We start from the raw sequence: 11,191 nt of genomic DNA on the forward strand, positions 1-11,191 counted from the left end.
TCTTGACTGCCTTCTTCACCGACTTTTTGGATACAGGCTTCTTGACTGCCTTCTTTGCTGGCTTCTTGGCAGCAGTTTTCTTGGCTACCTTCTTAGTAGCCTTCTTCTTAGTAGTCTTTTTGGCTTTTTTCGCCTTTTTAGTATTCTTCTTGACAACTTTCTTTGTAGATTTCTTAGCCTTCTTGGTTACCTTCTTCGCGGCCATGGCAGTTGGCGCGGCTTCTACTGCAGGTACAGCAGCCCCCAAAAGAGCCAAGGCAACAGAAACCTTGCTGATGGCTTTCAGTTTATTACCCATGATTCTTTCCTTTCACGCATTATTTGATAATTAGACACCCTTATTTTTGATCCGACAGTCCTGTTTGTCAAATTACTTTTTTGCAAATGAACAATCCATGTGTTGCAATCGCTTCATCCCAAGAGTGGCGCACAACTCAAGACGATGCCCAAAAAAGCATGACCCCGATCTAATATCGGAATCATGCTTTAATAGCATAATCTAAATTTACCTAAATCATCACAACACTATTATTTCTTCTTGCGCGAAGATTTCAGAGATTTCTGATAAGCCTGGTAAGCTTTGGACAATTGCTATACATATCTCAAAATCGCGAAGAAGTACTACTCTCAAGACGCCGCCCCAGCCAGGGCGGCGTTTTTTGACTATAATAAACAAGATGCTAAAGATTGAGGAGCTTTTTTAATGGAACTAACCTTGTACGAGCTATATCAAAAGATGCTGCGAGAGATGGGGCCAACCGGTTGGTGGCCAGCTGAGTCTAAGGCCGAAATTATTATCGGAGCCTTCATGATCCAAAACACCACCCAGGCTAACGCCGAGCGGGCGGTGGCCAACTTTCGGAAGCACACGGCTTTTGACCCGGACCAGATCCGGGCCCTGCCGCTAGAGACCATGCAGGAGTACGTGCGGCCGGCGGGCTTTTTTAAAAACAAGAGCTTAGCTGTAGCAAACTTCTTTGCCTGGCTGGACGAATTTGCCGATGACTATGATCAGATCGTGCGCTGGCTTGCGGAAAAAACTGCTGTCTCTGCGCGGCGTGGGGCCGGAAACGGCGGACGTTTTGCTGATCTACGTTTTTGACCAGGTGGCCTTCGTTAGTGATAAGTACGCCCGCACCCTGTTTGGCATGCTGGGGGTCGGCGGCTTGACTAAGTATGACGACCTGGCGCGAAAGGTTGACATGACGGGCTTTACCGTAGCTGACGCCCAGGAGTTCCATGGCCTGATTGATGAATACGGGAAAAAGTGGCTGCATCCCCAGACCGCTTTTTACGACAGTTTCCTGGGTGGGGACCAGTTGAAGCTGTAGGTGGTGAGGCTGCAAGTCTCACCGGTATATTATCTACTTTTGTCTAGGTCTCCCCAGTGTATCATCTACTTTTGACCAGGCCTCCCCGGTGTATCATCTACTTTTGACCAGGTCTCCCCAGTATATCATCTACTTTTTGGAAAAAGTTTCCAAACCACTAGATGATAGACAAAGGAGACCTCACCAACACCAGTTGATAGACAAAGGAGACCTCACCAACGGCAACCAACAAAATAAAGGATCTGCCATTTGGCAGATCCTTTTTTACCTAAAAATCAGCTTGGTCTGGGTCCAAAACTGGCTGGCCAATCCCCTTCAAGCCATCCAAAGCCGCCATATCGCTGTCCGACAGCTCAAAGTCAAAGACATCAGCATTGGCCTTAATGTAGTCAGGGTGCACTGACTTCGGCAACGGCAAGAAGCCATGCTGCAGGGACCAGCGGATCAAGACCTGGGCAGCAGACTTGCCGTACTTAGCGCCCACTTCCTTGATCGTCTGGTTGCCCAGCAAGCCGCCCGTCCCCAAGGGACTGTAGGCTTCGCTCAAGAGGCCGTACTCGTCGTTAGCTGCAGTCACTTCTTCTTGCAAATCGCTTGGGTTCAGGCAAATCTGGTTAACGACCGGCTTGATCTCGGCCGTTTCCAGCAAGGCATCCAGGTGGTGGCGGCGGAAGTTGGAAACGCCGATCGCCCGGATCTTGCCGGCCCGAACGGCTTCTTCCATGGCCCGCCAAGCTTCCGCGTTGGCTTCAGCCCAGTGGTCGCGCACGCCGATTGGGTTTGGCCAGTGGATCAGGTAGAGGTCCAGGTAGTCCGTGTCCAGCTTCAGCAGGCTAGCATCAATTGCCGCCTTGGCGCGCTTGTAGTCATGGTCATTGTTAAAAAGCTTGCTGGTCACAAAGACGTCTTGCCGGGCCAACCCGCTCTTTTTCAGTGCCCGGCCCACGCTTTCTTCGTTGCCGTAGGCTGCAGCCGTATCGATGTGCCGGTAGCCGGCTTCTAGCGCGGCCAAGACGGAGGCTTCCGCCACCGCGCCGTCTGGAGTTTGCCAAGTCCCAAAGCCGATCACCGGGATCTTGACGCCATTGGCCAATTCATAGGTATCAGTCAAGCTGTGAAATTCTGTCATTTTTTACCTCCTATTCGCTTACTTTTCGTAACTATAATTTTAGCACAAAAAGAATAGGCCTTTACCAAAAGGCCTATTCCAATCTTTATGTAACTTATGCCAAAAGGGAATCCTTAGTCTGGGTAAATAGTAGCCAAGCTGTCTTTCAACTTCTTAGCAGAAGCTTCCAGCTTTTCTCTTTCATCTGGCAGCAAGTCCAGTTCTGGCACGGCTTCAACCCCGTTCTTGCCAACGATTGAAGGGTGGCCGATGTAAGTGCCAACTGATTCAACGAAGCAGCTGGTTGGGCCGTACATCTTGGCGTCAGAGAAGACAGCGTTAGCTAAGCGGACGCCGCAGGTGGCAACGGCATAGCAGGTGTAGCCCTTGCCAAAGCCGACCTTGAAGGCATTATCCTTACTTGCTTGGTCCATTTCAGCTCTTTCTTCTTCGGTGAAGAGGTCAAAAGCACTCTTGTTGTTGACGTTAACCGTTGACCAAGCAGTGAATTGGCTTGAGCCGTGTTCGCCCAAGTTGAAGCCGGAAACGTTGCGTGGATCTTGACCCAATTTTTCGCCAACGACTCTTTGCATTCTGGCCGTGTCCAAAAAAGTACCAGTACCGAAGACTTGGTTTCTTGGCAAGCCGGTTTCTCTTTGCAAGATGGACGTTACCACGTCACATGGGTTGGAGATGTTGATGATGATCCCGTTAAAGCCGCTTTCCTTGATCTTTGGCCCAACTTCCTTGGCGTTGGCAGAGTTGATTGGGAATTCGGCAAAACGGTCGCCAGTCTTGATGGAAGCTGAAACGTCGCCGAAGGCGGTGATGATGACGTCTACGTCCTTCAAGCCGGACCAGTCGTCCCAAGTACTCCAGTTAACCTTAACGTAGTGGTCGTTCCTTGGCAAGGTGTCCCGCAAGTCGCCCCATTCAGCTGCACACTTCTTTTCGTTCTTGTCCAGCAAGAGCAATTCGTCTGCGTAGCCGTGGGTAACTAAAATAAAGGCTGCCGTGGCACCAACGTGACCTAAACCGATAACTGCTACTTTTCTCATAAAGGGATCCTCCTTTTTAATTTCCGTTTAATCTTTATGTACTCACAATAAATCTTTTTGGTCAAAATTGCAAGTTCCTTAAAGATAAATTATAAAGCGCCTTTCTAATTCTTCAAAAAATAAACTTTTCCAAGCAAAAAAGCCCTGACAATCAGGGCTTTAAATATTATTTTTAATTAAAATCAGTCGTCAAAAGACAATTCCAACAGGTTTGGCGTCGTGCAAGCTTGAGACTGGTCGATTCCTCGCAAGTGGCCCATGCTGATAAAGCCACTTTCATAGTTGACGTTCTTGCCAAAGATCAACAACTTCTTGCTAGTTGGGTCGTAGCCAATTTCGCCGGCAGATGCGACAGTCTGCAAGTTGTCATCAGTCTTCAGGGTAAACTTCTTGGTGCTGACAAAAATTCCCTTCTTAGCGCCTAGCTTAAAGCTGACATCCTTGTTGGTTTGCTTTTTCAGCAGCTGCTTGAGCTGGGTGGTGGCCCCAGACTTGATCACGTTGCCCCTAATCTTAAACTGCTTGTCGGCAGTGGTCGCCTTAGCCGTCAATTCTACCCGCAACTTGCGGTCCTTTGGCTTGGCGGATTCCACCACCTTTTGGTACTCGCTGGTGTCTAAAACTTCGGAGCTATTTTCATCGCTCTTGCCCGTAGGGAACAACATCAAGCCGATGCCCCCGAACAAAAGCAGGACTAAGGCAATAAGTCCTTTTTCAAATTTTCCCATCTTCGTTTTCGCCTCATATTACACTAAAATTGTTCTTTTTTCTTTCTTATATTTATTGTAAACGAATTATAGAGAAATTTCTAGTAAAATCGGGCAGTGATCGGCTCTTTCCCCAGTTTCGATCATTTCCGACTTGGTCACCTTATCAGCGATCCGCTCAGACACCAGCCAGTAGTCGATTCTCCAGCCGGAGTTGTTGGCCTTGGCTGACCGCACCCGCTGGGCCCACCAGGAGTAGACCCCTTCAACTTGGCCGTGCAGCAGCCGGAAGGTGTCGACAAAGCCGCTGCCGAGCAACTGGCCAAAGCCAGCCCGCTCTTCGTCGGTAAAGCCGGCTGAGTGGTGATTGTTTTCTGGGTGCTTCAGGTCGATTTCTTGGTAGGCAGCGTTAAAGTCGCCGCTGGCCAAGACTGGCTTTTGGGCATCCAACTTTTCCAGATAGGTCCGGTAGCACTGGTCCCACTCTTGCCGCTCGTCCAGCCGCTTTAAGCCGGTGCCAGAATTAGGCGTGTAGACTTCCGTCACGTAAAAATCTGGGAATTCCAGGGTGATCATCCGTCCTTCTGCGTCCATTGGCTCCGGTGCCCCAATTTCGGGGTAGGTCACTGTTGGCTCCAGGTCCTTTTTATACAGGTACATGGTGCCGGCATAGCCCTTTCTGGCCGGTTCGACGCTGGAGCGCCACACGTAGGTATATTCTGGAAAAAGTTCGGCCAAAATCTTCTGATGCTTTTTAGAAGGGCCAGAAGCTGGCAATTTGGTTTCCTGGATGGCCAGGATGTCAGGGTCCAGGTCGTGCAGCTTGGTCAAAATGCCCCGGGTCATTTCCGCTCTTGGCGAAGTCCCCGTCAAGGCGGCGTTCAGTGAATCAATGTTCCATGAAATAAGTCTCATTTTTTCTGCTTTCTTTAAAAATCAAGGATTTCCGTTGGGTAGCCAGCCGTGTAATCCGGCTCTTCCTTAGCTAGAGAAGCCAGGTCAAAGGCCCCCCAGGTGCAGGCGCAGGTGGCGCAACCGGCATTTTTGCCCATGCGGATGTCGTACTTGGCATCCCCCAGCATGATGGAGTCGCCAAGGTCCAGCTGGTAGCGGTCGGCCAGCAGCTGAATTTCATCAGCGGCTGGCTTGTGGTTGACCACTTCGTCCGCCCCCACAAAGTCGGTAAAGAGGCTGGCCAGGCCCAGCTTGTCCAAATTGTGGGCCAGCTCGGGGTGAGTCTTGCTGGAGCAGACAAAGAGGGTCTTGCCCGCCAATTTTAGCTGGTTCAGGGTCTTTTCAACCCCGGGAAAAAGCTTGACCATTTGGTCTTCGATTTGGTTATATTCGGCCATGGACTCGTGAAAAAGGGTCTCAGCGAGGTCGGCCCGGTGGCCTAGACGCGCCCACTTGGCGATGGAGACGTCAATCGGAATCCCCATGGCGTTATAGACTTCGTCTTGGCTTGGTACCCGGACGTCCCGGGCCTCAAAGGCCTTTTGTACAGCGGCGACGTAAATGTCGCGAGATTCGCAAATGGTCCCGTCAAAGTCAAAAAAGTAATTCTGCATCTTGCTTTCCTGCAATTCTATTAGAGTTAGTTTGATTACTTTTAGTATAAAACAAACTAGACCAGAGAATCAGGTGCGAAGTCTTTTTGCAAGATGCGCTGGAATTGGGCATAGTTGTCCACTTCAAAGAGGGGGTGGACGTGGAGGGTGTTCTTGCGGTGGCGGTGGTTGTACCAGACGCTGTCAAAGCCGTAGCCGGCTGCACCCAGGATGTCTGAGGACAGGCCGTCGCCAAAGAAGACCGTTTCGCTTGGACTGTAGTCGCTTTGGGAGAAGAAGAAGTCAAAAATTTCCGGGTCTGGCTTTTGGCAGCCAGCAAGTTCGCTAGTCACGATCAGGTCAAAGTAGTCGTGGATGCCGGCAAGCTTCAGCCGCCGCTCTTGGCCAAACTGTTCGCCATTGCTCAAAACAGCCAGGCTGTAGCCCAGCTTTTTGGCATAGATCAGAGTGTCCTTGGCACCAGGTAAGAGCTTGTGCCCATCGTGGAAGTAGCCGTGGAATTCGTCAGCCACGGCCAGACCGTCAATGTCTTCGCCGTAATATTTTTTGATCAAGCTCGGGAACAAGACGGCCCGCAGCTGGTCATAGGTCAATTCGCCCTTTTCCAGCTGCCGCCACAGGCCCTGGTTGTAGGAGTGGAACTCTTTTTTAAAGTCGTCGGTCAAGTCCCAGCCATGGGCCTTAAAGAGGTAGTTGAGGGCTTGCTGAACCGTGTCTGGGGTGTCTAAGAGGGTGTCGTCAACATCAACGATGATTTGCTTGTATTTCATGTAGTCCCTTTCTGTCTTGCTTGTTCATAGTCAGTTAATTTCCTATTATAGCCAAGTTTTTTTCTTAGCGCAAAAATCTGCTTTTCCACATCTATGGGCTTACTCCCCCAAGGGATATCTACATCTTGTGGATAACTATATTAATTCTTGTGTATATCTTGTGGTGTTGTTTGGCGGTGCCCACTAGAATTTGGGGATAAGTGCTTTTTGGCCAAAAAACGGCAGGCTGCACATAATTTCGGGGCGGCCTAAAGCTGCTCAACTAACGGGTTGACTGGCCCGTAATTTACTCAACTATATCGTTTTTGGCAAAAAGCTGCTCATAAACTTACTCAAGTAATGGATTGGCCGGACCAAAACTTACTCAACCAGCCGAAAGGGCAGCCCAAAGTTTACTCAACTAACGTCTACTCCCTGCTGGTTGAGTAAACTTGTGAGCAGACTTTTCCGTAGTTGAGTAAACTATTGTGCGCATCGCATCCGCGGTTGAGTAAACTATTGTGCACACCACCCCCACAGTTGAGTAAGCTTTTGTGCACCACGCAAAAAGAGGCCCGCAACAGCGTGCCTCTTTTTCCAAAATTCTATTGTTGATACAAGGTCATCAGCTGGGCAGCCAAGTCTGGCGCCTTGGCCGCGATCTCATCTGCGACTTCAGCTGCGTCCAGTTCCCCGGTGTGGATTCTTTCCACATTCTCGTCCGTCAACCCTTCTCGCTCCAGCAGCTCCAAGCTGCTTGGCAGGTTATGATACTTGTACATCCGCCCGCGCAAGGCTTCTTGCCGGGTCCCATCCAGCATCCGCCGCAGAAGGTGGCGCAGGGCTCCTTCATCGTCATCCTTGACGTTAAAGCCCATCTTCTTCAAGGCCTTAGGAATGGAGTTGATCGTCTCTTCCACCGTCTTGCCGTAGCTGACCGCGTGCAGCTGGGTCAGGGCTTCAAAGAAGGCCTCTTCCAGGCGGTCATCGCTCAGACCCGGATTGCTGTCTTTCAAGTATTGCCGGTATTCTTCCGTAGCCGTGGTTCTCTCGTAGTACCACTCATTTTCCCGGCGCAAAAATTCGTCCTTGACCGGAACGTAGTACAGGCGATTTTTCTGCAGGGCCTTAATCCGCTTAAAGTCAACCGGCAGGTCCATCAAGACCCAGTCCCCGTAGAGGTAAAATTCCTCATCGTCGTCTTCGTCTAGGTCCACTTGGGCCAGTTCGCCTTCTCCAGCCACATTGTAGTCCTGGCCACTTTGGTCCAGCATGGTAAACTCCCAGAAGTCGTCCTCTTCAATGTTCAACAAGGGGTTTTGATGGCTGAAAATGTGATATGCATGTCTTAAGGGAATAATCCCGTACATGTTGATCATGGAGTACAGGTACCGCCTGATCAACAGCTTGTTTTCTTTACTAATCATTTTTCTCACCTACCATAATGATAGATTAATTCGCTCTCTCTACCACAATTATAACCCATCGGCCTTTTAATGTAAGGGCTGACAATCCTGTGCAAAAAATGTTATGCTAGTAGGTTGCTTTGGTGCTTAATACATTTCCCGGCCGAATTCTTCAACGGTGACTTTCCCGTCAGTCACGTCCAAGATCATCAGCTGGTTGTGCTTTGGCAGCTCCTTGCCCACCTTGTCTGGCCCAAACATAGAAGCGATGCAGTGGATCATGCAGGCATGACCAACCAAGAGAATGTTTTCGGCACCCGTTGCAGCTAACTTTTCCACGCCAGCCTTTAAGCGGCTTTCAAAAGCCTCGCCAGTTTCGGCATCCCCTTCGGGGTCAGCCGCGTGGAAGGTGTCAGCGGCCCTTCTCCAGCTGTAGCCATCGTTTAAGGCATCGATCAAGCGAGGGTACTTGTCGGTCTTGAAGGCTTCCTTCATGCCAGCCGTATCATGGTAGGCTTCAAAGTAGCCAAAAAAGATTTCCCGCAGCTCCGGCAGCTGCAGGCTCTTGATCTGGTCAGCATGCTTGTTTTCTGAAACAATAATCTGCCGGGTGTCGCTGGCCCGCTTAAGGTCGCTGGAGGCAGCCAGGTCAAAGTCGTAATCAGCCAGGGCCTTCCCCATCACGTGCGCGCCTTCTACCCCTTCAGGAATCAAGGGAGCATCTGACCAGCCTTGCAGGCGGCGGTATTTGTTCAAATAGGTCCGGCCGTGCCGAACAACGTAGATCTTAGTCATAATTACCTCTCTAATCAGCTTTTTCTCTTCCACTACTTTAGCACATTTTAGCGAATCTGTTCGTTAAAGGCGGTTTCAAACATTGCTAAGATCAAATCTTGCCGTTAGCAAACGCTTCAGTCTTATCGGCAAAATTGCTTGCCAGCAATGAAAAGCAATCGAATTTTCTCACTAGCTTTTTGGTCAAAATACCCAGTTTATTGGTATTTTTTACTACTAATCTTATTGGCAAAGCTATTTAATGAAAAGGCTTAACAAATACAAAGGGAGAGTGCTAAGATAAATCTGAGCAATAAATATAATTTCAAGCCTATAATTTAACTGTTTCCAGTCTCGGCGAAATGCTGCTGACCCTACTATTAAGCGAGGATCTTTCAGATGACTGAATTATACAAATTTTCCAATACAGAAAGGAAATGCTTCGAACGACTAAACTTTGGCCTAGCCATTTTTCAAATTACAGAAAAGCGGCTGCTGCCCTTGCTGGTTTCTGATGGCCTGTGCCAATTCTACCAACTGCCCCGGCCAAGGCTGTTAGACCACCTAGCCTCTTCCAACTACCTAGCCCAAAACCTGATTGGAGCCAAGCAGCAGCTACTCTCCAGCCGGGTCAAATTGGGCGACACCTACCATACGGTCTTGCTGCACGCAGCTGAGCAAGACCTTGACGGCTACCAGCTCTTATACGTGGACTTTTTGGACTTTGGGGAAGACCGAGTCAACCAGAAGAAGACCGCTCAGACACCACTTTTGCCTTTGGCCGACCACTTCCAGGACACCCTGACTAACCTATTTAACGGCGACTATCTAATGCGTTTTGGCCAGGACTACCTGACTAGCAAATTGCAGCAGGGGGATTCGCCGCTGGTCTTAATGTTCAATATTGTCGGCATGCACAGCTACAATGAGCGCTTTGGCTACCAAGCTGGGGACGCCTTTTTGTACAAATTTAGCCAAGAGCTCTTGACCACCTTTGCCGAAGATCTTGTCGTCCGCTACGGGGACGATCATTTCATCGTCCTGTCGGTCAAGCATGACTATATTGACAAGATCAAGCGGCTTGAAGATTTTGCGATCAGGAACTATAAAATTGCCGGCATCAAGGCCGGGGTTTACTACTATAGCAACTCTGAGGAAAGCATCAAGTCGGCCATCGACAAGGCTAGACGAGCCCTCCAGTACACCGGCAGTGACTTAACCCAGATCTATCACGTCTTTGATGACGACGTGATAGATCGCTACGTCAACCACGACTACGTTCTGACCCACTTCCAAGAGGCCTTGGACAAGCGCTGGATTCAGCCTTACTACCAGGCTGAGCTGCGGACGTTAACGGGAGAAGTTGCCGGTTTTGAAGCCCTGGCTCGGTGGATTGACCCAGAGCGGGGGCTGCTTAGTCCAGCTAGTTTCGTTGGGATCTTGGAAGACACCCACTTGGTCACCCAGCTGGATTTGGCCATTATCAACCAGGTCTGCGAGCGGCTAAGCTATATATATCAAAATGGTTTGCCAGTCGTACCGGTTTCGGTCAACCTATCGCCAATCGACTTCCAAGTGGCTGACATCTTCCAAGAAGTTGACAATATCCGGCAAAAACACAAGATTCCAGCTCACTTTTTAAACATCGAAATCCTGGAATCTACCTTAACATCCGCGCCTCAGCAGCTGCACCGGGCCATCACTAAGTTCCATGCGGCTGGCTACCAGATCTGGATGGACGACTTTGGCAGCGGCTATTCTAGCTTAAACAACCTGAAGGACTTCAACTTTGACCTCCTAAAGATTGACATGATCTTCTTGCGCAACTTTACCAAGAACAACAAGAGCAAGATCATCCTGAGAGAGATTGTCGACATGGCTAAGAGGCTGGGCATCCACACCCTCTGTGAAGGGGTGGAAAACCAGGATCAGGCCGACTTTTTAAGAGAAATCGGCTGCGAGCACTTGCAGGGCTTCTTGTTCTCTCGGCCATTGCCACTGACGGACATCATCCAAAAGACCAATGAATGGGTCTACGAGCCGGTTGACATGAACAACTACTATGACAAGGTTGGCATGACCAACCTCTTGTCAGACCCAATGATCGAACCTATTTCCCAGGGAATAAAATTGCTGAACGTGCCTCTGGCCTTGATCGAGCGGCGAGACGGAAAGATTAAGTACTGCTTCATCAACCAGGCTCACCATAATTCCCTGGAAAAATTCAGTCTTTCCATGGCGGATTGGGAAAGATTCATAAACAAGGACGAATATAGCAGAAAACTTTTGCTCCGGCTGATGACCGACAGCAAGGCAGCCAACCAGCGGATCGGCAGCCACCTGGACGACCAGATCTACCTGGAGGTCAAGTACCTGGCCAGCTACCAAACGCGAGACATGTTTGTAGTCTCGATGAAGAACTTCAACAATTATCTAGACAAGACAAGACAAGACAAGACAAGACAAGACAAGACAAGACAAGACAAGACA

The 11,191-nt window shown here is 49.6% G+C and carries 10 protein-coding genes and 1 pseudogene; 2 read left to right on the forward strand and 9 right to left on the reverse strand.

Annotated features, from left to right (window positions below; genetic code table 11):
* On the reverse strand, positions 1-298 hold a 298-nt coding region (locus ACI4WN_RS02500; protein WP_439776835.1), incomplete at its 3' end, for a hypothetical protein.
* 405 nt (positions 299-703) lie between these two features.
* On the opposite strand from ACI4WN_RS02500, the pseudogene ACI4WN_RS02505 reads away from it, so the two are divergent.
* Positions 704-1,331, forward strand: a pseudogene (locus ACI4WN_RS02505) (endonuclease III domain-containing protein).
* A gap of 268 nt (positions 1,332-1,599) precedes the next feature.
* Here the strand turns inward: ACI4WN_RS02505 and ACI4WN_RS02510 are convergent.
* The 8 genes from ACI4WN_RS02510 to ACI4WN_RS02545 form a co-directional block, all read right to left on the reverse strand.
* Positions 1,600-2,460 (reverse strand): aldo/keto reductase, encoded by an 861-nt coding sequence (locus tag ACI4WN_RS02510; RefSeq protein WP_439776836.1) that lies wholly within the window; start codon positions 2,458-2,460, stop codon positions 1,600-1,602.
* A 113-nt stretch (positions 2,461-2,573) separates the two neighbouring features.
* Entirely contained in the window at positions 2,574-3,497 is a 924-nt protein-coding gene (locus ACI4WN_RS02515; RefSeq protein WP_439776837.1) for an L-lactate dehydrogenase, read from the reverse strand.
* A 182-nt stretch (positions 3,498-3,679) separates the two neighbouring features.
* Entirely contained in the window at positions 3,680-4,225 is a 546-nt protein-coding gene (locus ACI4WN_RS02520; protein WP_439776838.1) for a hypothetical protein, read from the reverse strand.
* Positions 4,226-4,291: 66 nt separating this feature from the next.
* Positions 4,292-5,119: an exodeoxyribonuclease III gene (locus ACI4WN_RS02525; RefSeq protein WP_439776839.1), complete on the reverse strand. Its 828-nt coding sequence runs from the start codon at positions 5,117-5,119 to the stop codon at positions 4,292-4,294.
* Between the two features lie 14 nt (positions 5,120-5,133).
* Positions 5,134-5,772 (reverse strand): HAD family hydrolase, encoded by a 639-nt coding sequence (locus ACI4WN_RS02530; protein ID WP_439776840.1) that lies wholly within the window; start codon positions 5,770-5,772, stop codon positions 5,134-5,136.
* A gap of 56 nt (positions 5,773-5,828) precedes the next feature.
* Positions 5,829-6,542 carry a YjjG family noncanonical pyrimidine nucleotidase gene (locus tag ACI4WN_RS02535; protein WP_056945367.1) on the reverse strand — a complete coding sequence of 238 codons (714 nt, stop codon included), beginning with the start codon at positions 6,540-6,542 and terminating at the stop codon, positions 5,829-5,831.
* Positions 6,543-7,126: 584 nt separating this feature from the next.
* Positions 7,127-7,948, reverse strand: coding sequence for a hypothetical protein (locus ACI4WN_RS02540; protein ID WP_439776841.1), 822 nt, complete (start codon positions 7,946-7,948; stop codon positions 7,127-7,129).
* 126 nt (positions 7,949-8,074) lie between these two features.
* On the reverse strand, positions 8,075-8,722 hold the full coding sequence (locus ACI4WN_RS02545) for a histidine phosphatase family protein (RefSeq protein ID WP_439776842.1): 648 nt from the start codon (positions 8,720-8,722) through the stop codon (positions 8,075-8,077).
* A gap of 378 nt (positions 8,723-9,100) precedes the next feature.
* Between ACI4WN_RS02545 and ACI4WN_RS02550 the strand changes: the two genes are divergently transcribed.
* Positions 9,101-11,191 (forward strand): EAL domain-containing protein (locus tag ACI4WN_RS02550; protein WP_439776843.1); only part of this gene is annotated, 2,091 nt, incomplete at its 3' end.

Source organism: Lactobacillus sp., assembly GCF_051893255.1.
GTDB lineage: Bacteria > Bacillota > Bacilli > Lactobacillales > Lactobacillaceae > Lactobacillus.

What these genes read in the sequence shown, in the direction of transcription:
- ACI4WN_RS02520 (WP_439776838.1), bottom strand. Translation starts at nt 4,225, where the DNA reads ATGGGAAAATTTGAAAAAGGACTTATTGCCTTAGTCCTGCTTTTGTTC.
- ACI4WN_RS02535 (WP_056945367.1), bottom strand. Translation starts at nt 6,542, where the DNA reads ATGAAATACAAGCAAATCATCGTTGATGTTGACGACACCCTCTTAGAC.
- ACI4WN_RS02525 (WP_439776839.1), bottom strand. Translation starts at nt 5,119, where the DNA reads ATGAGACTTATTTCATGGAACATTGATTCACTGAACGCCGCCTTGACG.
- ACI4WN_RS02545 (WP_439776842.1), bottom strand. Translation starts at nt 8,722, where the DNA reads ATGACTAAGATCTACGTTGTTCGGCACGGCCGGACCTATTTGAACAAA.
- ACI4WN_RS02515 (WP_439776837.1), bottom strand. Translation starts at nt 3,497, where the DNA reads ATGAGAAAAGTAGCAGTTATCGGTTTAGGTCACGTTGGTGCCACGGCA.
- ACI4WN_RS02510 (WP_439776836.1), bottom strand. Translation starts at nt 2,460, where the DNA reads ATGACAGAATTTCACAGCTTGACTGATACCTATGAATTGGCCAATGGC.
- ACI4WN_RS02540 (WP_439776841.1), bottom strand. Translation starts at nt 7,948, where the DNA reads ATGATTAGTAAAGAAAACAAGCTGTTGATCAGGCGGTACCTGTACTCC.
- ACI4WN_RS02530 (WP_439776840.1), bottom strand. Translation starts at nt 5,772, where the DNA reads ATGCAGAATTACTTTTTTGACTTTGACGGGACCATTTGCGAATCTCGC.